Annotated in this window: 21 protein-coding genes and 1 tRNA gene; 8 read left to right on the top strand and 14 right to left on the bottom strand. The window is 41.0% G+C overall.

The window, feature by feature from the left end; all coding sequences use genetic code 11:
- Positions 1-632 precede the first annotated feature (632 nt).
- On the bottom strand, positions 633-983 hold the full coding sequence (locus LXL81_RS06405; RefSeq protein ID WP_234645898.1) for a helix-turn-helix domain-containing protein: 351 nt from the start codon (positions 981-983) through the stop codon (positions 633-635).
- 103 nt (positions 984-1,086) lie between these two features.
- Between LXL81_RS06405 and LXL81_RS06400 the strand changes: the two genes are divergently transcribed.
- The 5 genes from LXL81_RS06400 (at position 1,087) to LXL81_RS06380 (ending at position 8,187) form a co-directional block, all read left to right on the top strand.
- Positions 1,087-1,455 carry a DoxX family protein gene (locus tag LXL81_RS06400; RefSeq protein ID WP_234645897.1) on the top strand — a complete coding sequence of 123 codons (369 nt, stop codon included), beginning with the start codon at positions 1,087-1,089 and terminating at the stop codon, positions 1,453-1,455.
- 375 nt (positions 1,456-1,830) lie between these two features.
- Positions 1,831-3,156, top strand: a complete 1,326-nt coding sequence (locus LXL81_RS06395) for a Gfo/Idh/MocA family protein (RefSeq protein WP_234645896.1) — start codon at positions 1,831-1,833, stop codon at positions 3,154-3,156.
- 534 nt (positions 3,157-3,690) lie between these two features.
- On the top strand, positions 3,691-5,352 hold the full coding sequence (locus tag LXL81_RS06390) for an ATP-dependent endonuclease (RefSeq protein ID WP_234645895.1): 1,662 nt from the start codon (positions 3,691-3,693) through the stop codon (positions 5,350-5,352).
- Positions 5,353-5,511: 159 nt separating this feature from the next.
- Positions 5,512-6,465: a hypothetical protein gene (locus LXL81_RS06385; RefSeq protein ID WP_234645894.1), complete on the top strand. Its 954-nt coding sequence runs from the start codon at positions 5,512-5,514 to the stop codon at positions 6,463-6,465.
- Positions 6,466-7,191: 726 nt separating this feature from the next.
- Positions 7,192-8,187: an alpha/beta hydrolase gene (locus tag LXL81_RS06380; RefSeq protein WP_234645893.1), complete on the top strand. Its 996-nt coding sequence runs from the start codon at positions 7,192-7,194 to the stop codon at positions 8,185-8,187.
- A gap of 102 nt (positions 8,188-8,289) precedes the next feature.
- On the opposite strand, the gene LXL81_RS06375 is transcribed toward LXL81_RS06380, so the two are convergent.
- The 10 genes from LXL81_RS06375 to LXL81_RS06330 form a co-directional block, all read right to left on the bottom strand.
- Complete coding sequence (locus tag LXL81_RS06375; protein WP_234645892.1) at positions 8,290-8,814, bottom strand: antibiotic biosynthesis monooxygenase; 525 nt, start codon at positions 8,812-8,814, stop codon at positions 8,290-8,292.
- Positions 8,815-8,836: 22 nt separating this feature from the next.
- A complete protein-coding gene (locus LXL81_RS06370) occupies positions 8,837-11,032 on the bottom strand; it encodes a hybrid sensor histidine kinase/response regulator (protein WP_234645891.1) in 2,196 nt (731 codons plus the stop codon).
- A gap of 115 nt (positions 11,033-11,147) precedes the next feature.
- The gene (locus LXL81_RS06365) at positions 11,148-11,843 is read right to left on the bottom strand and encodes a LytTR family DNA-binding domain-containing protein (RefSeq protein WP_234645890.1); all 696 of its coding nucleotides are present in this window, start codon (positions 11,841-11,843) and stop codon (positions 11,148-11,150) included.
- A gap of 234 nt (positions 11,844-12,077) precedes the next feature.
- Entirely contained in the window at positions 12,078-12,614 is a 537-nt protein-coding gene (locus LXL81_RS06360; RefSeq protein ID WP_234645889.1) for a carboxymuconolactone decarboxylase family protein, read from the bottom strand.
- 23 nt (positions 12,615-12,637) lie between these two features.
- The gene (locus tag LXL81_RS06355; protein ID WP_234645888.1) at positions 12,638-13,111 is read right to left on the bottom strand and encodes a Dps family protein; all 474 of its coding nucleotides are present in this window, start codon (positions 13,109-13,111) and stop codon (positions 12,638-12,640) included.
- A 183-nt stretch (positions 13,112-13,294) separates the two neighbouring features.
- A complete protein-coding gene (locus LXL81_RS06350) occupies positions 13,295-14,053 on the bottom strand; it encodes a LytTR family DNA-binding domain-containing protein (protein WP_234645887.1) in 759 nt (252 codons plus the stop codon).
- Positions 14,050-15,159 carry a sensor histidine kinase gene (locus LXL81_RS06345; protein ID WP_234645886.1) on the bottom strand — a complete coding sequence of 370 codons (1,110 nt, stop codon included), beginning with the start codon at positions 15,157-15,159 and terminating at the stop codon, positions 14,050-14,052. Before LXL81_RS06345 ends, LXL81_RS06350 begins: the two co-directional genes overlap by 4 nt.
- Before the next feature lie 78 nt (positions 15,160-15,237).
- Entirely contained in the window at positions 15,238-15,588 is a 351-nt protein-coding gene (locus tag LXL81_RS06340; RefSeq protein ID WP_234645885.1) for a hypothetical protein, read from the bottom strand.
- Positions 15,589-15,725: 137 nt separating this feature from the next.
- On the bottom strand, positions 15,726-16,673 hold the full coding sequence (locus LXL81_RS06335; RefSeq protein ID WP_234645884.1) for a ketopantoate reductase family protein: 948 nt from the start codon (positions 16,671-16,673) through the stop codon (positions 15,726-15,728).
- 9 nt (positions 16,674-16,682) lie between these two features.
- Positions 16,683-17,249 (bottom strand): hypothetical protein, encoded by a 567-nt coding sequence (locus LXL81_RS06330; protein WP_234645883.1) that lies wholly within the window; start codon positions 17,247-17,249, stop codon positions 16,683-16,685.
- A 509-nt stretch (positions 17,250-17,758) separates the two neighbouring features.
- Between LXL81_RS06330 and LXL81_RS06325 the strand changes: the two genes are divergently transcribed.
- Positions 17,759-17,834 (top strand) — tRNA-Lys (locus LXL81_RS06325).
- A 4-nt stretch (positions 17,835-17,838) separates the two neighbouring features.
- On the opposite strand, the gene LXL81_RS06320 is transcribed toward LXL81_RS06325, so the two are convergent.
- The 3 genes from LXL81_RS06320 to LXL81_RS06310 form a co-directional block, all read right to left on the bottom strand.
- The gene (locus LXL81_RS06320; protein WP_234645882.1) at positions 17,839-19,584 is read right to left on the bottom strand and encodes a recombinase family protein; all 1,746 of its coding nucleotides are present in this window, start codon (positions 19,582-19,584) and stop codon (positions 17,839-17,841) included.
- Positions 19,585-19,647: 63 nt separating this feature from the next.
- Entirely contained in the window at positions 19,648-19,818 is a 171-nt protein-coding gene (locus tag LXL81_RS06315) for a hypothetical protein (RefSeq protein WP_234645881.1), read from the bottom strand.
- A 180-nt stretch (positions 19,819-19,998) separates the two neighbouring features.
- Entirely contained in the window at positions 19,999-20,571 is a 573-nt protein-coding gene (locus LXL81_RS06310; protein WP_234645880.1) for an antirestriction protein ArdA, read from the bottom strand.
- Between the two features lie 637 nt (positions 20,572-21,208).
- Between LXL81_RS06310 and LXL81_RS06305 the strand changes: the two genes are divergently transcribed.
- Both LXL81_RS06305 and LXL81_RS06300 read left to right on the top strand, forming a co-directional pair.
- Entirely contained in the window at positions 21,209-22,117 is a 909-nt protein-coding gene (locus tag LXL81_RS06305; protein WP_234645879.1) for an ABC transporter ATP-binding protein, read from the top strand.
- Positions 22,098-22,865: an ABC transporter permease gene (locus LXL81_RS06300; protein WP_234645878.1), complete on the top strand. Its 768-nt coding sequence runs from the start codon at positions 22,098-22,100 to the stop codon at positions 22,863-22,865. The genes LXL81_RS06305 and LXL81_RS06300 overlap by 20 nt, the downstream gene beginning before the upstream one ends.
- Positions 22,866-22,870: the final 5 nt, after the last annotated feature.

Below are 22,870 nucleotides of genomic sequence, written 5' to 3'. Positions count from 1 at the left end.
GTCAAATCTTAATTGGTTTGGCTTTTTTTGTTTTAGAATAATATCAAAGCAATATACTTTTAAAGCATGGATCCTGGCCGGGTTCGCGATCGAATTCGAATCCCAGCGGGATCACCAGAAGTCAAATCTTAATTGGTTTGGCTTTTTTTGTTTTAAAATAATATAAAGCAATATACTTTTAATGCATGGATCCTGGCCGGGTTCGCGATCGAATTCTAATCCCAGCGGGATCACCAGAAGTCAAATCTTAATTGGTTTGACTTTTTTTGTTTTAGAATATATAAAGCAATATACTTTTAATGCATGGCTCCTGGCCGGGTTCGCGATCGAATTCGAATCCCAGCGGGATCACCAGAAGTCAAATCATAATTGGTTTGGCTTTTTTTGTTTTAAAATAATATAAAGCAATATACTTTTAATACATGGATCCTGGCCGCGTTCGCGATCGAATTCGAATCCCAGCGGGATCACCAGAAGTCAAATCATAATTGGTTTGGCTTTTTTTGTTTTAAAATAATATAAAGCAATATACTTTTAATGCATGGATCCTGGCCGCGTTCGCGATCGAATTCGAATCCCAGCGGGATCACCAGAAAGTCAAATCTTAATTGGTTTGGCTTTTTTTGTTTAAGTCACTTCATAATCCTCTCCCTGTGCTGCTTGCCCCAGAAAGCCATTTCATTAATAATCGGCCGCAGTGAGTGACCATATTCTGTCAATTCATATTCAACTGTGACCGGTTTGGTATTAAGCACAGTCCGCTTAACCAATCCATTTAATTCCAGTTCCTGTAATTCTTTCGAAAGCATTTTTGCGGCAATTCCGTCAATACTGGCTATGAGCACCATAAACCTTTTCTTTCCGAAACTCAATGAACCAATGATCGGTATTTTCCATTTCCCTGCCAAAATATCCATTGTGTCGCGAATAGCCCTGTGATGCGTTGAGCAGGCTACCGGATCGTGGTTTATATTATCGTTCATATCATCCTAGTTTCTTAGAGGAAACCGGTTTCCTCTGGTAAACCAGTTACAAAAGTAAACCTTGCCACAAATATATTTGTCTTCGTTAAAAAAACCATCATTTATGAAAGCTTTAAAAATTACCTATTGGATCTCGACCGGCCTGGTTGTGATCGGAATGTTATTCTCATTTTATAATTATTTCTTTAATCCCGCGCTGAAAGATGCTTATGTGCATGTTGGATTTCCGGATTGGTTTCGGGTTGAACTTGGAATTGCAAAACTGCTGGGCGCACTGGCGCTGGGAATCCCAATCGTACCGGCTCGTATCAAGGAATGGGCTTATGCTGGCTTTTTTATTAATTTCTTCTCAGCATTCCTATCCCATTTCATGATTAACGATCCGGTATCCAACCAGTTAGCACCGCTATTGCTTCTCTTATTATTGGTAATATCGTATATCACTTTTCATAAAGCGATTATAAAGAAATAGCATTAATCTGATTTTGGTACAAGGCAATTCCATCTCCTCAAAAAATGTTTGGGGGCTGTGAGTTGCTTTTTTTGTTTTTGGCGTAGCAAAATTTCAACTTCTTAATTACTGTTGATGTTGCAGATTAATAGCTGACAAGCTGTTCTTCCCTTTACCATGGAAACCCATTAGCGAAGTCCCCCACCCCGGCTTCCTATAAAACTCAATAAATTACATCCAACAAGTACTGCATTTTTTGGAATTGACCTAAAAACAGCTCAATTTTAAGCTTTTTCAAAACTGTGTTGGTTAAACTTATATATTTATCACAGCGATAAGTTTCTACATGCATCTTGATTACCTAATTTCTAACCCAAATAACTAACCTTTCAATTCATGAATAAAAGAGAGTTCCTAAAAAATGCAGCCGCTTTATCTTCACTTGCCATGATACCTGCTGAATCATGGTCATTTTCTGCCGACAAACGTCTAAGAACTGCGCATATTGGTTTAGGTGGAATGGGCCAGGCGGATCTGGCGTCCATATCTTCTCATAGCAATGTGGATGTGGTTGCCCTTTGCGATGTTGATTCCAATGTTTTGGCGGAGGTGAAAGCCAAATTTCCGAATGCAAAAACGTACAAGGATTACCGCGTGATGCTTAAAGAAATGAGCAAGGATATTGATGCTGTGATAGTGTCTACGCCGGATCACACCCACGCGCCGGCATCGATCATGGCTATGGAAATGAATAAACCTGTTTATTGCCAAAAGCCACTCACGCATTACGTAAAAGAAGCAAGGGCGATGGATAAAATGGCCAAAGACAAAAAACTGGTAACCCAGATGGGTATTCAGGTGCATTCATTTTATGACTACAAACTGGCCACTTTGCTGATCCAATCCGGAATTGTTGGGAAAGTACATACCGTAAGAGCCTGGTCGCCCAAAAACTGGGGTTACAATGGCCCCGTTCCGGAAACCAGCGATCCCGTACCAGCCAACCTGGACTGGAATTTGTGGCAGGGTACTTCGGCAGAAAGACCTTACAAAGACGGTTTCTACCATCCGGGCAACTGGCGCAAGCTTGTTGATTATGGCTGTGCTACGTTGGGTGATATGGGTGTGCATATTTTTGATACGCCATACAACGCTTTGCAACTGGATGTACCTAGAACGATCACCAACAATTGCAGAAAACCGAACGGATTTGGATACCCTGAAAAAAACATGGTTACCTATGAATTTCCGGGCACAAAATATACCGCAGATACCCTCAAATGGGTTTGGTATGATGGCGTGGGCGCAGACAAACAACGCGAAGATCTGATGCTTCCGGACGGAGCTGATCTGCACGACCAGGGAGCTATGTTCATTGGAGAAAAAGGAAGATTGTATCTGCCGCATTTCCAGGTAATGCCAAAACTGATCGTTGACGGTGCCTATAAGGAAATTGATATCACGCCATTTAAATTGAGCGAACCTGTTCGTGAGTATAGCTCGGAAGTACACAAACATTACCACGAATTTGTGGATGCCTGTTTGGGCAAAGCGACATGCAGCGCGCCTTTCTCTTATGCTTCCCGCCTTACGGAAACTATTTTGCTGGGCGTAATCGCCGGCCGTTTCCCGAATAAAACATTACACTGGGACGCTAAAAAGGCGCAGTTTGCGGAAGAGGATGCTAACCAATATCTGGGTGGGGTTTATCGGAAGTTTTAGGTTGCCATAGTAAACAAAGATTCGGGTTATTACCTTTTCATGGTTGACCGTTAATTCTGCTTTTTAAATTTTTTTGAGAATCTCCTGCGGGCTTTGGCTTGTGGGAGATTTTTGATGTTATAGACACTACATTCCCCGCTCCCATTTACCACTTAATAAATATTTCCAGGTTTTACATCACTTTTATGCGAACTAATTTGCTACTTGGGGTTACAATCTAACCTTCCATATATATGACAACGTTATGAAAACTGCATTTTGGCTTCTTTGTAGAAATTCTTCCTTAAAAATTCTTTGTAAACGTTAGCTTTTCTTTCTTGGAATAGGTAGCTAGTGGCTGATATGGGCTTGGGGGAGTTTTTGGCTCTTTTGGCGCTTAATTAGAGACAACTTCTTTTTTGCGGGCTTCGAGTTCGTTTATTTATGTTTTTTCATGTAAATATTTAATAAATACAAAATTACGACAGGATTTTCGATTACTTCGTTAACCTTCATCCTGCCTGACACAACCACCTATCAAAGTATAAAATTAATATGCCAAGACTAAAACAAATTATCATAGAAGGTTTCCGCTCAATTTCAGATCAAGTAGTAATCAACTTTCCTGAAAACAAGCCTGTTGTTTTAATTGGCGAAAACAATTCTGGTAAATCAAATATTATTCGTGCAATTGAATTGATGTTCGGCGAATTTCATCCAAAGTACAAGAAGCTTGAAGATTACGACCATTACAAAAGAGACACAAGTAATCAAGTAATAATTGAAGCCACCGTTACAGGCTTTAATGCAAGACTTGGTAGGGCTTCTGAATTTTCTTGTGGTGGTTTTAAGTTTCAAGCACAAAAAGGAAAAGAGAATAATTTTTACGCAATTCAGGCAGAAGACGGAAGAGAGAATATGTATGTAAGTACAAACTTGCGTGAAGAACTTCTTTGCATTGTTGTAAATTCAGAACAAAATTTAAACTTTCAACTTAGCTATTCTTCAAAATACACGTTGTTGTCGAAAGTTACAAAAGCCTTTCACGACAAGCTAACAGACGATAAAGACAGAGTTGAAAAACTAAAAGGATTTTTTGAAAGTATTAAAACCACATTCATGGAAGTGAAGGAGTTTAATGTTTTCAGCGAAAATATGTCTTCAATTGCTAATACAGTTTTGTCTAACATGACCCATGCTTTGGCATTTGATTTTTCGGCATACGACCCAAGTAACTACTTTAAAACTTTACGTGTCCACCCTACCGAAGATGGCGAAACAAGAGCCTACGAAGAATTAGGAACAGGACAGCAACAAATTTTGGCTTTGTCTTTTGCTCATGCTTACGCTAAATCATTTTTAGGTCAAGGCTTGTTATTTATTCTTGACGAACCCGAAGCCCATTTGCATCCTTTGGCTCAAAAATGGTTAGCAAAAAAGATGTTTAAAATGGCAGAAGATGGTTTGCAAATCATCTTAACAACACACAGCCCTTATTTTGTGGACTTGAATTATATTGAAGGTATTAATCTCATTCGCAAAGATTCCGAAACTACTTTAAACATAAACCAAAACGCTACTACATTATATAATCATTGCCTTAAAACTGCATCCAATCCACACAAGACAAAGGAAGAAACCATTGTGCCATTTTATGCAAACAATTCTACATCGCATATTTTATCGGGTTTTTTCGCAAATAAAATTGTCCTTGTTGAAGGTCCAACCGAGGAATTGGCTTTGCCAATTTATTTTGAAAAACTTGGTTTTGACCCAACAGAATTTGGAATTGAAATTATAGGAGTTGGCGGTAAAGGTAATCTTGCAAAATGGTGGCGACTTTTTACATTATATCAAATACCAACTTTCATTTGCTTTGACAACGACTATAAAAAGGATGATGAAAAAGGTTTTAAACGTAAGGACGCATTAAAAGCAATTGGTATCAAAGACGAAGAACTGGACGGAATTTTAGGAAATGACACTTGGGCAATATCTGACAGTTTCTGTGTATTCGGGACAGATTTTGAAACAACAATGAGAGCTTCGTTTGCAGACTATGCCGACATTGAAAAACAAACAATTGAAACACTTGGTAGCAGTTCAAAAAACTTAATAGCAAGGGAGACAGCTAAACTAATCAACCTGCATGACGACAGCGAAGGCAAAACTCAAATGACAGGTTTAATTGGACGCATTAAGAAATTAACTTTATAAATTTGAAAAGGGCGAACGGCTAACATCGGTTTGGCAATAGTGGGGCTTACGTGCATAATTCAACAGCAGTAATTCTATTGTAATTTTGTGCAAAACTGAGCTTTTGTTCTTCGATTTCCACACCATCGCAAAGCCGAAAAACGTTAGTCGATATTAAAAATGGCACGAAGAAGATTATACATACCAGATGAAGTTAAGCAAGACATCCAAAAGCACTTAACTGAAAAGTACACTTTGGCACTTGAAGGTTTTTTATCTGCAAGTGAAGAAGAAGATGCCTTAACAGGTGACTTGGGTGCGACACTTAGAATTAAAAACCAAAAGGTATTTGTACAAAATAGCCAAATAGAAAAACCCGGTGAATGGACATGGAGTATAAACTATCATAAGTTCAGAGGTCGAGGTCCAGGAGCGACAGAAAATAAATTAGGGGCAGATGGAATACTTGAGCTTACTTTAAAAATTGGCTCCCGAGTTGAGAAGAAATCATTGATGTTTCAATCAAAAATTAATTGGACGGATGACCCCAATTTAATTAAAGAGACAATCAAATTAACTACATGGCGTGAGGCTGCGTTTATCTTAAATTTTACCTCAAAAGAGTTTGAAGCTATTGACATTGATAGTGTTATTGCTTCCAGAGGAAAACGCAATAATACTCTTATAACTACACCCCTTGATAAATATATAGGGACAACTTTTCTCGACTGCATTGTTGGCGACGTAGACCTTAAATATGATGCGGTTTCACGAAAATTAATATGGAGGACTACAACAGGTCAAGTCGTGGCAACTAAATTTTCTATTCCTCATAAAATTGCTATACAAATAACTGCTCCAAATGTAACATATGGACATAACTTAAAATACGATCAGGAAATACTAAACGACAAAATTCATGATTACAGGATGGATGCATCCGAAGAAGAAATGCTTTCACTACAAGAAAATTACAATACTTGGGAATTACGAAAAGCAAGAGCAAAAAAAGCTTTAATTTATCACTCTGACTCACACAGTTTTGGAGATGCCTTGTTAGACGAATTGATGAAAAGGAGAATGCAAGAAATTAATGCAGCACATGACAAATTAAAACAAAAAGTAAAAAAATGACATCGCCTAACACACGAACTGTTTTGTGCAAGCAGGGCTTGAAGGTCAACCGTGACCTATGTCTTCACAGGACCATTGCCAAACCCAATCTCAGACGACATTAAAAATCTAAAAATACGCACCATAGCGAGTCAAAATTTCAAGTTCATCCCAGCCAGATTTGTAAAATTCAGCGTATGACCAACGATAATTTCAGGATAAGACACCAGATTCCTTCGCTCATGCAGGGGATTATTAAGTCAACCGTAGTCTGGCCTTCATAGAATCATTAAAAAAAGTCAACTCCCTCCCACGACCCATCCTGCCCACTCACCAAAATCCCCACCCGTTTCCTTCAAATCATTTAGAAATTTGGCACAGCTGAAAAACATTCATGCCAAATTCTCATAACCAAGGAAAACCGCCGACTCTATTTCAGGAATAACTCAAAAAGACTTCCTATCCCCTGCCGAGGCAACTACACCGTGCACTTCAATAAAAGATTTTTGCATCGTCTATCGCCGTTGCTGATGTATCTATGTATCAATGGCGGCGCTGCTCTGTCTTATCAACAAACCTGTTCTCCCATTTTCATAATCCAATAAGCGGTCAAACCTGCTAACCAACTTTCCAGCGACCAAAACTGCCTGTTCAACGAATTTCACCACGCACAAACTGCCCAGGCCGTTAACTTCACTTCATCAAAAATAACAGAACTATAACTAAGCATACCTAATCTAAAACATCATGGAAAACACGACCATTTTCGAAAACGCAGTTGTTGATTACGCCGTAGACACGCATTTGGACCGTCAGGTAAAAGACTTTTTGAAAGTGCTTAATTCCGGAGGAGCACCTGTGGAAAGCTTGTCGAAAGAAGATGCACGGCAGGTGCTGATCGGTGCGCAGGCATCTGTGGACGTTGACCTTTCCGGTATCGAAGTTTCTGAAAAAACAATTGTATCGGAAGGACTGGAAGTGAGCCTGAACATTGTCCGGCCGGCCGGTGTGAGCGGGATTTTGCCTGTTTTCATTTTTGTTCATGGCGGTGGCTGGATACTGGGCGATTTCCCGACGCATAAAAGGCTGGTCCGCGACCTCGTTGTTGAATCAGGCGCTGTGGCGGTATTTGTCAATTACACACCATCACCGGAAGCGCAATACCCGGTAGCGATCAACCAGATCTATGCGGCAACACAGTGGGTGGCCGAAAATGGAAGTGAAATTGAGGTCGACGGAAACCATTTGGCTATTGTCGGCAACAGTGTGGGTGGCAATATGAGCACAGTAACCACCCTGATGGCAAAAGAAAAAGGCGGCCCGAAAATCAGTCTGCAAGTATTGATGTGGCCTGTTACCGACGCTGGTTTTGATTATGAATCTTATGCACTTTATGGTGCGCAACGTTTTTTAACCACGCCTTTGATGCAATGGATGTTTGACCAATACACCACAGATCCGGCAGAACGTGCGCAAAAACTGGTATCGCCTTTGCAGGCTTCTCTGGAAGAGCTGAGCGATTTGCCTCCAACGTTGATACAGGTGGCGGAAAATGACATTCTGAGAGATCAGGGAGAAGCTTATGGACGCCGATTGAACGAGGCAGGCGTAACGGTAACAACCATCCGTTACAATGGAATGATCCACGATTTTGGCTTGCTGAATGCGCTGGCCACTGTGCCGCCTGTCCGTTCGCTAATTGTACACGCGGCTGCGGAGCTTAAAAAATATCTGTTTGTTTAGTAACTCTTAATACGAAGTAAACCCGACATGTTATTGCAAGTGATTGCGATAAACATGTCGGGTTTCTTGATTTGGATGGGGCCTAGATAATGCAACATCTGTTTAGTCCTTACTTTGCAACCAGGGTTTAAATACCTTAATAACCTGTGGCATCACGACCCAGGTGAGCAGCGTAACCATGCTCGCTGCGATGATGAGTAGGCGGAGCATCACCGGCAGCGGCTGAACAAAAGGGCCGATGGTGAGGGATAAAAACAGGCTGGTCGGGAAAACACCGCATAGGGTGGCAATGGCCATTTTCCAGCGCGGAGGCGGCGTGGGCGACCGGAACCATGCTTCCAACCCGCTCAGCTGACGGTAATTTGGCTCTTCGGTGAGTGTGGAGGCATAGGCTTCCCAGTCTTTGAAAAGCTGTGAATTGTAAAATGCGTCGCGTTCAGCTTCGTCGGCGAAAGTTCTGAGAATACCAATTTCCTGGCTGTCTGTTCCGGGTAAGGGCGATATCATCCCGGCTCCCTGCACGCCCCCATGCAGAAATGACTCACCAAGAAAATGGCGGAGTGCTTCCTTGAATTCCTGTTCTTTTCCCGGTAAAACCTTGCGGGTTATCGCTACGTGTATAGGCATGAGTTCAGATTTAAATTTTTTGTCAGGTTGTCAGTTTGCTGAAAACCTGTTTTGCTTCCAGGACAGCGTGGTTGCAAATATCTTGAACGGTATAAATACAATTTTGCAAATCATCAGAGCCAGCATCTGATTCTTCCAGTTTATCCAGATGGTTTTCTAAAACGGGAGTCAGCCCCATAATGCCGATACTTGTTTTCATATTATGCGCAATATTGCTCAATTTGGCTAAATCCTGCTGATCCAGAGCCTTTTGAAGATTATCAAGATCTTTCGGAATACAATCAATAAACTGGCCGATGACAATTTTTTCATAATCAACATTGCCGCGGCTGATCTCCTTCATCCCTCGAAGATCAATATACTGGTGTCCTGTTGTGTTTCCCATCCGATTTTCAGATTGAACAGGATTATTGATACCAGGCACAAATTTGCGGATCATTTCGAAAAGATCCCTTTCGTTGATTGGCTTGGAAATGTATTCGTTCATACTGTGGCTCAGGGATTTTTCCCTTTCGCCAGCCATGGCATGAGCCGTCATGGCGATGATCGGCAATTGCAAACCTAGATCCTCCCGAATAATTTCCGCGGCCGTATAACCATCCATTTCCGGCATCTGAATATCCATCAAAACCAGATCATAATGTTTTTGTTTCAAATAATCTATGGCTGATGCCCCGCTGGAAACGATGTCAAATGAGGTATTCCACTGGGTCAGCAGATGTTTCATCAGGCTTTGGTTCATTATATTATCATCCACAACCAGAATTTTCACGGACCCGTCCATGCTGTTTTTAAGGCTGTTCAGATCCGGTGTTGGCGACACAGTAATTTGTTCCGGGGCAATTTGATAAGGAATAAAAAATGTAAAGGATGTTCCCTTTCCTGCTTCACTTTTCACTTCGATTTCGCCGTTTTGCAGCGTGATCAGGTTTTTGACAATGGACAAACCTAGTCCCGTTCCGCCATAATTCCGGGTGATAGAATCTTCCGCCTGACTGAACCGCTCAAAAATACTTTCCAGTTTTTCCTTACCAATCCCGATTCCGCGGTCGGATACCGTGAAGCCGAGATGGATCCTATCTTCTGAAAATTCCCTGGCCTGCACATCCACTAAAATCACGCCCTTCTCACTGAATTTCAAAGCGTTACCAATCAGATTCACCAGGATTTGCGTCAGCCGTGTGGCGTCACCGATAAGCGTGTCCGGTATATCTGCATCGATCCGGCTGGTTAAAGTCAGACCCTTTTCTTTGACTCTTTCACCAAATAGTGTCTCGATAGAATGAATCAGTCCCCGCACGCTGAAAGGGTTCACAACAATGCGCATCATCCCCGCTTCGATTTTGGAAAGATCGAGGATATCATTAATAATCGCCAGCAGATTTTCTCCGGCCGACTGAATCGAATTCACAAACTCAGTGCTGTCGGCATCCAGTTTTTTTCTTTTCAAAAGATTGGTAAAACCTAGTATCGAATTGAGCGGCGTCCGTATTTCATGGCTCATGTTGGCCAGGAAATTTTCCTTAATCTGCAAGGCCTCTCTTGCGGTTTTTTCAGATATATCGAGTTTTGAAATCAGCTCGTTCTGTTTTCGGAACTGGCTGATAATAAACCAGCAGCCACCCGCGAAGCTGATGAGCAGCAGCGTAATGTAAATATTCCCAAATAGCCGCGCTTTTCTTCCCCCCTCTCCGATACGTTCACTCAGGGCCCGCATCGTTTTTTGCCGGCTGTCATAAATCTGATGCGTCGCAACCATGATCTCATTTGAAATCATTCTGGCCCGCGGATTGGCGATCAGACTGGTATCGTTCATTTCGCCGGTCCTGAGAAACCTGGCCATTAAATGATGTTTGATGCGTATCTTTTCACTGGCAAGCACTTCCAGCCTGTCCAGATATTGCATCGTTTTGGCATCATGATTTCGCGATTTCAGCGTATCAAGAAACCCGTTCACCTCAATTATTTTCTGGTCTACACCTTCCAGGTGCGAAGTATCACCCGTGGCAATGGCCGCACGGATACGGCTTTCCACACCCAGCAAATCCCGGTCTATGGTGCGCAGATGGTTGCTGATGACCAGTTCCCTGAGCAGCTGATCATTTCCGTTTTGCAGGGAGGTCAGGTTTTCAGAGGAATTATATCTTACGACCATCAAAACCACCGCAGCGGCGATAAATGCAGACAGGATATAATAAACAAAATATTTGTTGGCCATATTCATGTTGATAAAGGCAATGTTCTGCAACAAAATAGCTCCGAAAAGATGAAACTACATACCGCAAATCGCCGAACAGGCAAAATCAGTCGCCGAAAATTCGGACAACAGAAGATCAGAAAATATTGATCCGTGTATTGAGTGTTTTGCGGTAAGCATCAGCCACCGGCACATATTTCCCGCCTACCACCAATCCGCCTTCCTGAAATGTATCAATTTTGCTCACAGCCACAATGTAAGACCGGTGGACCCGTATAAATTTTGCAGCTGGAAGCCTTTCCTCTGCCGATTTTAATGTCCCGTGTATGGCGTAAAAAGTCTGGGTGGTGTAAAATTTGACATAATCTCCCATGGCTTCTGCATACAAAATATCATCAAATTTCAGCCTGCGCATGACATTGGAATCCCGGATAAAAATGAACTCATCATTGATCTGCTGAATCTTGTCATTCTTACTGGCCAATATCTCGCGCGCCTTTCCGACAGCCTGTAAAAACCTGGCAGGTGTGAAGGGTTTTATCAGATAATCAGCCACGTTCAACTCGAAGGCTTCCACGGCATACTCCTTTTTTGATGTTGTAAAAATAATAACCATCCCATTATTATTCAGGGTTCTGGTTAGTTCAAGTCCGGTCATTTCTGGCATTTCAATATCCAGAAACAAAATATCCACCTGGTTATTTTGAAGATATTGATAAGCCTCCATGGCATCACAGCATTCACCGACCACAGTCAGATCGGAAACATGCGTAGCCAGCTGGCTCAGCGTCGCACGCGCAATCAGGTTGTCATCAACAATTAAACATTTCATCGAGTCGGGCGAGTAGCTTTTATCAGATTATTTGATCCAATAAGTTAGATTATGAAAGCTAAGTTATCAAATTTGGAACAAAACGCCCGACATCCGAACAGGAATCATAACGCAAACCTGAATACACCAAAAAAACCGCTGGAAAGTACAGCGGTTTCGTGGTAAAATTGTTGATGTAAAGATTGGTCTTTTTGTTGTATAACTGCGATTCAGGAATCCAGATATTACCCGGCTTCAATCAAGATCCGGTAATGGAAAGTCTATCGCAACCGGCGTTAAAGCGTAAAGATAATTTGAGAAAATCCAGAGCGATACAAGGCCCGCAAGTTCGACAGCACCAGACTCCTGAAATCCAGCCATATAAAACCGTAGTTGTAAAGATTCTTCCGGATGTCCCTGGCTTTCCACCATGGATTTAGCCAGTTTCACAATCGCATTTAACTTGCGGTCTTTAACCTGATCCAGCCTGATTGCTTTGATTTCATCCCTGGTTAATCCTGTTTTTAATGCTTCTGCCGTATGCCAGGCCAGGCAATACTGACAATCATTAACCTGAGAAACGATGATGGCGATAGCTTCGCGCTCCTTACGGGTAAAGACCCCGCGGCTGAGTGCTTCGTCCAGTGCCATGAAACCTTCCAGGGCCGCGGGAGAATAACCCATCACTGCATAAAGCGCCGGAAGTCTGCCCAGACTGCTTTTCAGGTTTTGAAATGAACGCTGCACACCAGGCGTTAGCTGGTAGCTGAGAGGTAAATCAAAAGGTTTCATAACATAGGACGGTCAATTGTGAATCAGGCGAAATGTGCGCGCAACATCCACGCCATTTCTTCATGTTTCTCCAAAAGACCGGTAATAAAATCACTGGTTCCCGCGTCATGATATTCGTTTGCAAAAGGATTAATGTTTCCACGAATGAAGGCTATGATACTTTCGTGGTCTTCAAGTAGTTCTTTCAAAAATCCGTTGCTGTCATTTTTATTTGCCGTTGCTTCGGTCAGGTGGGTCAGTTTTAAAAGTTGCGTTAACGTCGCTGGTGCATAGTGCCCGATCTTGCGTATACGTTCTGCTACGCTATCCATCACATCATCAAGCTGCTGATACTGACTTTCGAAAAACAAATGCATGGCATGAAAGTCTGCACCCTCTACATTCCAGTGTGCATTCCGGGTTTTGGTATACAATACAAATTCATCAGCCAGCAATTTGGCAAGCTGAGCTGCAACAGCACTTTTGTTTTCTTCGGAGATTCCAATGTTCGCTTTCATGATCCAATCGTTTTAGGTATATTTTTAAATTCTGTTTGATGATTTAAAAGTATGCGATCACGAATTGAATCAACGCCATTTTTCGGTGAAAAGGCAAATGTGGTCGACGGAAAACGATTTGGAATGCTTAAAACTGAAAAGCGAAAACATCAAGTACAAAATATTTTACTGAAGTATCAGGATTTACTTTCCCAGCCAATCCTTGAATTCCGCCAATCTTCTGGTACTTACAAAAACCTCGTGGCGTGAAACCGGTAATAAATCCAGCTTTAATTTTCCGGCAGAATAAGCGTGAATCGCATGAATAGCAGTTCTGGCTATAATGAATTGTCTGTTTACTCTGAAAAAATGATCAGGGTTTAATAATGGCATCATCTGATCAAGACTTTGTTCAAACGGCAGAAGCTGTCCCGTTTTTGTCATCAGGAATGTCCCTTTTTCTTCGGAATAAAAGTAACCGATGTTAGTAGCTTCGATACTATGAATTTTAGTACCAATATTGATCATAAAACGCTCTTTAAAAGCAGGCACTTTTGGTTTTTGTATCAAGGCCAGAAGCGCGGATAAATCAGGCGTTACTTGCTGGTTACGAAGATTTTTAAATTTTTCAATGGCAGCTGTCAATTCGTCAAATTCAATCGGTTTCAGCAGGTAATCAATACTGTTCACCTTGAAAGCTTTCAGCATATATTCATCATAGGCCGTTGTGAAAATAACCGGAACGGTCAGTTGGATCTGTTCGAAAACGCTGAATACCAACCCGTCTTCCAAGTGAATATCCATGAAAACCAGATCCGGCTTGGCATTCTGGTTAAACCATGCGACAGCCGTTTTTATGGATGGCAGCTGAACAAGAATTTGTACTGACGGATCATATTTTTTCAATAATCTTTCCAGTTGCCTTGCCGTGCGGTCTTCATCTTCAATGATGACAATGTTCATGATAACAAAGGGATTTTAACAGTAAAAAAATCATTCTGATGTCCTGAAAGTACTTTCTGATCTGTAAAGAGCGCATAACGGTTAATGATATTAGGCAGGCCAATCCCTGTTGAGGTTTCGGGCTGTTCGCGTGGCTGCCAGGTATTTTGTATGACCAGAAATTCAGCTTCCCTGAACAAATGCACTTTCAAAGGCTCCTGTACAGACATCCGGTTATGTTTAACTGCATTTTCGACCAGTAATTGCAAAGTAAGTGGTGGAATCTGATACCGTTTCTGATCAGCTGCACTGATATCAACAAGTATTTCAAATTTATTTTCAAAACGGATCTGAAGCAAAAATGTATACGCTTTTATAAATTCCAGCTCGGTTTCCAGTGACACAAGTTCATGATCGCGCTGTTCAAGAATGTAGCGATATACCTTGGAAAGCTGTTTGACAAATTTTTCTGATAAGTCTGCATCCTCATGGACCATGGAAGTAAGAATACTCAGACTATTGAATAAAAAATGCGGGCTGATCTGGCTTTTTAAAGCCTCAAACTGACTTAAAGCAGCCTCTTTTTCTGATCTTTCTGCCCGAATCTGCACATCTTTCAACTGCTGGTAGGATCGGGACATGATAATCAGGTAAAATGCCGAAAGCATGATTACCTGGTTAAATACGGTATTCGTCCGGTGCATATAGGTTAGAACCTCTGGCGTAAACAAGGCGTGAGGCCCAATAAAAGACTGCGTGGCTTTGCCCTGGAAAATAAAACTCAGAATGGTATACAAAGTCCACTGAAAAGCTTTGGAGTAGAGCAAGGAAAGCGTAAGCGAAATGACCATGGTCAAAATCAACGCAAGCCAGTTAAAATCAAGCAAAAAATCTTCGCCATAACGCTGGTGAAGTTTCGTCTGAACCCAGTCGGTGGCGGTGATACAGACAAAATAAAAACACAGTACAACGGTTTCAAAGAGAAGAATAAAAGGCAGAATTTCTACGATCTTGCCGGGAGTTCTGAATGATTCAGGCAGGTTTACGTATAACATCAAAGGAGAATACAAAATCAGCAGGCGGATTGCCACCTGCCATTTTTGTCTGAAACTTAGATTCGCTGCCATGAACTGTTTTATGATGAAAGCCCCGCTGTGTAATTAATTACTGATCACCAAAATGTTGTTGTTCCAAATCAATAATCATTATTGAAAAGTGACCACCTGCTGACTTGTAGTTTCAGTAATGTCAATCGTTTTTACGGTTTGCTCATCCCCCACAGAAAGTGACAACTGGTACAAACCATTTTCAAGGTGAGAAACATCAAAAACCTGTTTAATTCCATGGCTCAGATTAACACGACTTGAATACAGTAAATGACCCTCACTGTCCATTAATTCAAGTCTTGCTTTTGCATTCATAGGCGCGATAACCAGTTTCACCTTTTCATTCTCTACAACCGAGGTTTTCGCTGACAATTTTGAATCGTTGTTGGTATTTGCAAACGATGCTGAACCGGCTACCAGTCCTAACACCAATAAAAGGATTTTTTTCATGATTTGTCTATTTGTTTTTGTTTGATAGGACAAATCTAGAACCGATCGTAAACCTCTGAAAATTAATCCTTACGAGGGTAGAAAACAGGCTGACGGGCGTATGCTTTTGCAGGATGAGCGAGGGAATCCATTTGCGCCTAGATTCTTGATAACTCAGACATTATTTTTATTAATTCTCCCAATAACGCTGTGACAGGAACTTCCAGCTGATTCGTTAAAGCAGCGGCCTTGGCGATGGCAAAATTTAGTGTATCAATCTCCGTTTCCCGTTTGTTTAAAATGTCCTGATAAGTTGATATTTTCTGTCCGTCAGACATTTTGCTGATAGAAAGTACATTTTGCAAAACTTCTTCTTGTGTCAAATCAATTCCATTTTCCCGTGCCACAGCCAGACATTCGCTGATGACTGTTTTGGCGATTTGCAGCACTGCCTCATTACGTAGAAATACACCGTTATCTGTTTCCAGGAGAGGACAAATCGAATTAAAAACACAGTTACTGATTACCTTTTTCCAGATAACATTTTGTATATCCGCTTCTGACCGGAAGGAAAAAATGTCTGTATTCAACGTCTCAACTATGTTGTCAAGTGTTTTTTCAGAGCCTTTGATCACGCCAACCGGCGATGGAGCAACCAGCTTAAACCTTACTCTGTTATCTGAAAGTGACTGACTGGTTGCCAACAGTACGCAACGGTATAACTCAGAATAATGCTGATCGATAAAACAGTTTTCAATATGCAGACCATTTTGCAGAAACACAATTGGAGAATGGTTAGCTTTTGATTTGAGTTTATCCGAAAGCGCCGGATTTCCGAATGATTTATTGGTCAGCAATATTATTCCGTCAAGTTTTTGATAGTTGCTGATTGAGCTGATCAATATTTCGGCTTCAAGTATTTCGCCTCCGGTTTCAACCTGAATATTCTCTGAGTAAACAGATTCATTATCAACCGTTCCGCGGAGTATGGTAACGTTTTTACCATTAACTGTAAGCGCAACCGCCAATGCTTTCGCAATTACACCGTTTCCTATGATGAATATATTTTTGTTATCCTTTTCTTCGCCTATTATCAAAGGTTCCATACGCCAATATCATTTGCTTGTCGTGGTATCAGATAAATTCTTCTTTATGTAATTTATGTTTTGATAATAACTCGCAGGAAACATTCCGACTGTATTTGCTTCGGCCATTAGTTTGGACAAGGTATTGAATAATTTCAGCAGTTCTCCATGCAAAGCCGGTGGAATGAAATTGATGTATTCAGTTGCCGAACCATCACTTTTGTAAATGGCCAGGCAATATTTATATCCGTCATATTTTCCATTTGTTGACGAATGCAGATTCGATGTATCAAGCTTTGAAAAATTGAGCCCATTTATAAGTTGAATTGTTGAATCCGGCAAATTGTCGACGTAATACTTCTGGTCTTTTTCTAATCCATCCCTGCGTATCATTTCACATTTTCCAAGAGAATCAATTTGCCAAAATGATGACACATAAAAATCCTTCCTTTTTGGAACAGAATCATTTTCCAGATAGGCATAGGCAGTCAGGGCAATTCTTTTATAATGCACAGGAAATGGACTTTCCGGTTTTTGATTACAGGAGATCAAAATTGAAGCGAAAAGAAGAAAAAGGTATGTAGTTTTTAAATTCATATAAGGGGTATTGAAATCAGTAATATCTCATCAGTCCAAAGATATTTGAATTAATTTTACTACAAACGTATAAGCTTCGTGCATTGCTTAATTTCCTGGTCTAATTAAGTAGAAACAAAAGTTCAGCATTTTTGCAAAAATCCATTCAATTCAACAGATTCCAGGGGAAATTCTTCTTATTTATCAACTCTTCCGTCTTTTTAGTTTTTAATTTTTCAAAAAGTTATCCGCGTCAATAATCTCAAACAGAGCAATTTGAATATAAGCTTTAAAATAACTCAAAAAATAATTCACCGCCATATTTGGATTGAATGATTAAAATACTACTTTTGCACCACGATATCAGTGATAGGCATTACAAAATGTTAACACAAAATATTCGGTAATGTAAAAGTTACCAGTTCGTCAAAAGTTTGATTCACGCCGGTCCGGAGATTTTAAAAATTCAAAATATTCCAGCGGAGTAAGAAAAAGTAGATGGCAGTCACTTTTTTTCAACATTGCCAAACGATTCCGTAGCTCAGCTGGTAGAGCAATACACTTTTAATGTATGGGTCCTGGGTTCGAATCCCAGCGGGATCACCAGAAGTCAAATCTTCATTGGTTTGGCTTTTTTTATTTTAGAATAATAAAGCAATATACTTTTAATGTATGGATCCTGGCCGGGTTCGCGATCGAATTCGAATCCCAGCGGGATCACCAGAAAGTCAAATCTTAATTGGTTTGGCTTTTTTGTTTTAAAATAATAACAAAGCAATACACTTTTAATGTATGGATCCTGGCCGGGTTCGCGATCGAATTCGAACCCCAGCGGGATCACCTGATGGGACAAATCTGAAAATAACAGATTTGTCCCTTTTTTATTTCCATTTAACTCGCTGTTTTTCTGATAGATAAGATTGAGCACTTCATTAATTCGAGTGGTTCGATGTTGCACACCATCAAAAGTGAGTTTTTCCGGGAAGATCGAACCAAGAATCTTTCGTTTTTCTTCAATATTGCCGTTTTCATAAAGTAAATCCAGTCCTGAAAGGTTTTTTAATGCTTTTTCAAGAAGAACTCCAATTTCCTTATCCCTGCCTTGCAGACTGTTAAGTTTCTTTTCCAGCTCCTCGGTTTTGCTGGCTGATTGCTCTTTGATCATCTTAAAGTCTGATTCTTCCAAATCGCCGTCAACCTTCATAATTCTGGCTCTTTGCATGCGAATGCTGATACTATCCAGTTCAGAAAGTATCTGTTTGCGCTCAGTTTCCTGGTGTTTTACTTTCTGCTTGAAGTCGTCCATGATGGCCTGGGTGAATATTTCTATCCTACCAGGTCTAGGAATCAATTCCCTGAGCTCATGCAATAATCTTTCGTTTGCTAGTTGGGCTTTAAACCGCACCTTACAGGCCGCCGAGCAATGGTAATAGTAATAATACCCTCCATTTCCTCTGGAGGCACTTCCGGTGAGCATTCTGCTGCACTTTGGGCATTTCAAAAACCCACGCAAAGGCAAGTCATCCAGTGAACGAACTTTGGGCTTTTGATTAGGATTACGTTTTCTACCGTCGAGTGACTGCTGCGCACTGTCAAAGATCGATTCCGAGATAATTGTTTCATGAGCACCCTTTACAAAAAAGCCAGCCTCATCTTTGTAGGGAGGAATAAATATTTTACCGCAATAGACGGGGTTACGGATCGCGACCCAGAAGTTATTTTTACTACTTCGTAGTCCCTTGTGTCTGGCCATCTTCCAAATCTGCTCGGTGTTATAAGTTCCGGCAGCAATTTGTTTGAAGACTTCTACCATAATTGGCGCATTAACAGGATGTGGTGCAATATGCTTTTTCCCTTCTGGTGTTACTCTATTGATGTAACCAATGGGTGCTGTGGCCATCCAGCGGCCTTCTTTTTTAGCACGCCTCATTCCATGAAATACATTCAATGCCCGGCGGTCATTCTCTACTTCGGGTGCCGCCAGGTAAACTGCCAACATCATTTTGTTCTCAGGGATAGATAAGTCCAAAGGCTGTTCAATTGCCTGTGGTTCCGCTCCCAATTTGCCTAGCAGACTGATCATCTGATAGGCATCACCTGTATTGCGGCTAAAACGGTCCCATTTTGTAAACAGAACCAATCGTGGCTGCCGTGATTTTCTCAGATGTGCAAGGAGGCGTCTCCATGCGGGACGTTCAAAAGTTTTGGCCGAGTAATCTTCAATTACAATTTCGTCGATATCGATGGATTGCGATTGACAGTGCCGCCTGAGCCTTTCTTCCTGATCTCTTTGGGAGTAACCTTTGTCAGCCTGCTCATCGGTACTGACCCGGATATATAAACATGCCTTTCTCATCTTAAAAAAATCGATTAATGAAGTAATAATTATTCGACTCTAAATCAGCAGCTTTAAAAAAAGCTAACTTTTGGTATTCCTAAGATACTGATTTACTGCGATTCCGGCAAGTAAATTCACCATTTCTAACATCTTTTTTGCCTGTTGGACGGTGATAATTTCATGATGTCTTGCCAATATTTTAACAACCCTCTCCGGTGTCATTCCTTTGCTTTCCTTATGCTCCTCTTCCATATCCCACTGTCTTTAAAGTTAAACAAGCCGGAAAACTAGGAAAAGGGAGTTTATTGACCGTTCCATAAGATCCCGTCGGAATGAAAAGAATCTTTTTTATTGTAACGCAGATGGAATTAATGCTATTTATCTTCAAAGAGCCTGAAAGTGTATGACTTATCAGGCTCTTTGAAGGATAATTCAATAGTCGGCGAAAACATGACCATCATATTCACTATACCCTTCCAGAAATAAGTCCCTTGAAAAGGCTTCGTAATCAAAATACCTTACAAGTATGTCAGGAGCATTTATCAGCATTCCTGTCTCTTCGATATATTGATATGTAAATTCAAGCTTAGGGTCTTTCATCGATCCTGAAAAGGTCCCTTGATAAGATTCTTCAAATCCTTGTAGCGTTTCTTCTAAATCATTTCCGTTTGAAGGCCATGATACGATGCTGGAACAGTAAATCTCAAATGCTTCTGCGCGTTCCAGGTTCATTTCATCAGTCAGTTCAAAGTACTTGAATGTCTCCGAATGCAGACTGCATTCGGAAATTAAAAAATCCGGAATGTATTCCCAATCCAGGAACATTAACTCTGGCCGGCAGCCGTCGCTGAGAAATTCGTTTCGGTGGTATTCATAGCAGTCTTTGTAAAACTCTTCATTATCAGAATAGTCTGAAAGATCAAACCATTTTCCAAAGAGCGATCCGTCATTATACTGTCCGTAAGTTCCCACATAAATTTTTGGAGTGTTTTCAAGATTTTTCATGATTTGAAAGTCTTTAAAGTAGCTTAGCCCGGCGTTGTGCTCAGAGCAATCGCTATCTCCACTCAAAGAAAAAATGACGGGATTTACCCCTTGGCTGCAAGGGTAGCCCGCGGTTTAAGGAGCGGCATTAAGCCGGGGGCGCCAAGCCGCGGTAAATAGCGGACTACCCTTGAAGCCGTCATTTTTTGCTTTGTAACTTTCGTTGCACTGACTGACAACCTGTGCGGTTGGTACTTGAATTAAGCTTCAAAAATTAACTACTTATATGGCTACCAGGGCCGCCATTAGCTAAAATAAAAGCTGGCGCTGTGGCCGCTGGGCAATATTGCCATTGGATCGGTTAGCCAAACTGGCGTAGGCAGTTAAAGTATATTCAAATCGTGAATGCAGCACAAGATTCAAGCATTAAAATTCTACCATTTGAAAAGCTAAGCTGGCTGGCAATGGCAAGAAACAAATTGATATGAGCTCTAGGGCAGATCTGGCCAGAATGTTCTCTTGGTTATGTTTACCCGTCTTCGCACGTTTTAGACATTCTGAAAAACGCTTAAATCAGTTTTCATAGCCTTCGCATTACCTCGCATAGTATTCACACCATTAGCTTTTTAAGAATAGGTTATGATCATACCTTGGTCTCATGAATATAATAGAGACTAACTCATTGAAGTACGATTTCGGAGGTAAACCTGTTCTGAACGGAATTGATCTTGCGGTTCAGCAGGGAAGCATATTCGGCTTTCTGGGGCCTAACGGCTCAGGTAAAACAACAACAATCAGGGCCTTGCTAGGCCTTGCTCACGTGCCTGAAAAAAGCATTATGCTTTTTGGGAAAGATATACGGACCCACAGGATAGAAATTCTGAGAAATACAGGCTCGCTAATTGAGTATCCTGCATTGTATAATCATCTGAGCGGATACGATAATCTGCACATTTTATGCAATCTTACATCAACGCCAAAAAAAAGAATAGAACAGCTTCTTAGCATTGTTTCGCTTACTGATGATGGAAGTAAAAAAGTAAGCAAATACTCATTGGGGATGAAGCAAAGGCTTGGTATCGCTGCTGCGCTGCTCACCGATCCGGACCTGTTAATTCTGGATGAACCTACAAATGGTCTTGATCCGGCAGGAATCCGTGACATGAGACATTTAATCAAAATGCTCAACCATGACTTTGGTAAAACTATTTTTATTTCAAGCCATCTGCTGTATGAAGTAGAGATGCTGTGCAGCCATCTGGCGATCCTCAATGAAGGGAAGCTGGTATTTCAGGGGAAAACTTCTGAGCTCAGAGACAAATATGCCAAGCTATTAATAGCAGACACCTCAGACAATAGCAAGGCAGCGGGTTTGATCGCACAGCATTTTCCCGTCCGGGTAACTAACGGCTTGCTGGAAATAGCAATCAAGGAAAGAAATGATGCGGCGGTTATTTCAAATACCCTTTTTAGAAACGAACTGGATATCTACAGGCTCGAAACCAAAAGTCAAAATTTAGAAGAACTATTTTTTAATCTTACAGCAAATGATTCAGAGCGTCTTTAATCCAATCATGAGGTTTTATGCAGAACTGCAAAAGCTCAAAAATACATTGGCCATTGTCGTGGCTGTTGCACTCCCGTTATTTATTGCCTTTTTAAGTTTTGTCATATATATTTCAGAAGGGCATAAATTGGTTGTTCCTGGCATAAATCCTTGGAAAGGATACATCTATCATCTGCAAAAATTTTGGGCAGGTTTGCTGTTACCACTGACGATTATTCTTGAAGCGTCGCTCATTAATTCCATTGAGCACTCAAATAACATGTGGAAACAGGTTTATACGCTTCCTGTTTCCAAAAGCTCCGTTTATTTATACAAATTACTGTCATTCATCTTTCTAAACATTCTCACGGCTGTCAGCCTAACGTTATTTGTCCAGCTATTCGGCTATCTTCTCATCCTGATTAAGCCTGAATTTGGTTTTTACGCTCCGAGCTTTTTTGGAGAGAGTCTGATGATGTCATTAAAAATGATGCTGGCATCATCTGCGATTATTGGATTTCAATTTTTTCTCAGTTTCAATTTCCGTTCTTTTATAGTTCCTATGGTCATTGGATTTTGCTTAACCGTGGGAACGGGAATAGCCTCTTCATGGAAATATATAGAGTTCTTACCATATTCATATCCTTCATTGTCAACCAATAGACAGGATGCAGGAATTTGGGATTCGTATGTCAGTATTGCTGTGATCTCATTGGTATTTCTGTCAGCAGCAGGATTTTATGTATCTTCAAAAAGGGAAATAAGCTAAAAGGG

Source organism: Dyadobacter sp. CY356 (genome assembly GCF_021440195.1).
Lineage (GTDB): Bacteria > Bacteroidota > Bacteroidia > Cytophagales > Spirosomataceae > Dyadobacter.
This window is presented reverse-complemented; position numbering and strand designations above follow the sequence as displayed.

Excerpts from the sequence above, each read along its gene's own strand:
- LXL81_RS06405 (WP_234645898.1), bottom strand. The coding sequence starts at position 983 with ATGAACGATAATATAAACCACGATCCGGTAGCCTGCTCAACGCATCAC.
- LXL81_RS06400 (WP_234645897.1), top strand. The coding sequence starts at position 1,087 with ATGAAAGCTTTAAAAATTACCTATTGGATCTCGACCGGCCTGGTTGTG.
- LXL81_RS06395 (WP_234645896.1), top strand. The coding sequence starts at position 1,831 with ATGAATAAAAGAGAGTTCCTAAAAAATGCAGCCGCTTTATCTTCACTT.
- LXL81_RS06390 (WP_234645895.1), top strand. The coding sequence starts at position 3,691 with ATGCCAAGACTAAAACAAATTATCATAGAAGGTTTCCGCTCAATTTCA.
- LXL81_RS06385 (WP_234645894.1), top strand. The coding sequence starts at position 5,512 with ATGGCACGAAGAAGATTATACATACCAGATGAAGTTAAGCAAGACATC.
- LXL81_RS06380 (WP_234645893.1), top strand. The coding sequence starts at position 7,192 with ATGGAAAACACGACCATTTTCGAAAACGCAGTTGTTGATTACGCCGTA.
- LXL81_RS06375 (WP_234645892.1), bottom strand. The coding sequence starts at position 8,814 with ATGCCTATACACGTAGCGATAACCCGCAAGGTTTTACCGGGAAAAGAA.
- LXL81_RS06370 (WP_234645891.1), bottom strand. The coding sequence starts at position 11,032 with ATGGCCAACAAATATTTTGTTTATTATATCCTGTCTGCATTTATCGCC.
- LXL81_RS06365 (WP_234645890.1), bottom strand. The coding sequence starts at position 11,843 with ATGAAATGTTTAATTGTTGATGACAACCTGATTGCGCGTGCGACGCTG.
- LXL81_RS06360 (WP_234645889.1), bottom strand. The coding sequence starts at position 12,614 with ATGAAACCTTTTGATTTACCTCTCAGCTACCAGCTAACGCCTGGTGTG.
- LXL81_RS06355 (WP_234645888.1), bottom strand. The coding sequence starts at position 13,111 with ATGAAAGCGAACATTGGAATCTCCGAAGAAAACAAAAGTGCTGTTGCA.
- LXL81_RS06350 (WP_234645887.1), bottom strand. The coding sequence starts at position 14,053 with ATGAACATTGTCATCATTGAAGATGAAGACCGCACGGCAAGGCAACTG.
- LXL81_RS06345 (WP_234645886.1), bottom strand. The coding sequence starts at position 15,159 with ATGGCAGCGAATCTAAGTTTCAGACAAAAATGGCAGGTGGCAATCCGC.
- LXL81_RS06340 (WP_234645885.1), bottom strand. The coding sequence starts at position 15,588 with ATGAAAAAAATCCTTTTATTGGTGTTAGGACTGGTAGCCGGTTCAGCA.
- LXL81_RS06335 (WP_234645884.1), bottom strand. The coding sequence starts at position 16,673 with ATGGAACCTTTGATAATAGGCGAAGAAAAGGATAACAAAAATATATTC.
- LXL81_RS06330 (WP_234645883.1), bottom strand. The coding sequence starts at position 17,249 with ATGAATTTAAAAACTACATACCTTTTTCTTCTTTTCGCTTCAATTTTG.
- LXL81_RS06320 (WP_234645882.1), bottom strand. The coding sequence starts at position 19,584 with ATGAGAAAGGCATGTTTATATATCCGGGTCAGTACCGATGAGCAGGCT.
- LXL81_RS06315 (WP_234645881.1), bottom strand. The coding sequence starts at position 19,818 with ATGGAAGAGGAGCATAAGGAAAGCAAAGGAATGACACCGGAGAGGGTT.
- LXL81_RS06310 (WP_234645880.1), bottom strand. The coding sequence starts at position 20,571 with ATGAAAAATCTTGAAAACACTCCAAAAATTTATGTGGGAACTTACGGA.
- LXL81_RS06305 (WP_234645879.1), top strand. The coding sequence starts at position 21,209 with ATGAATATAATAGAGACTAACTCATTGAAGTACGATTTCGGAGGTAAA.
- LXL81_RS06300 (WP_234645878.1), top strand. The coding sequence starts at position 22,098 with ATGATTCAGAGCGTCTTTAATCCAATCATGAGGTTTTATGCAGAACTG.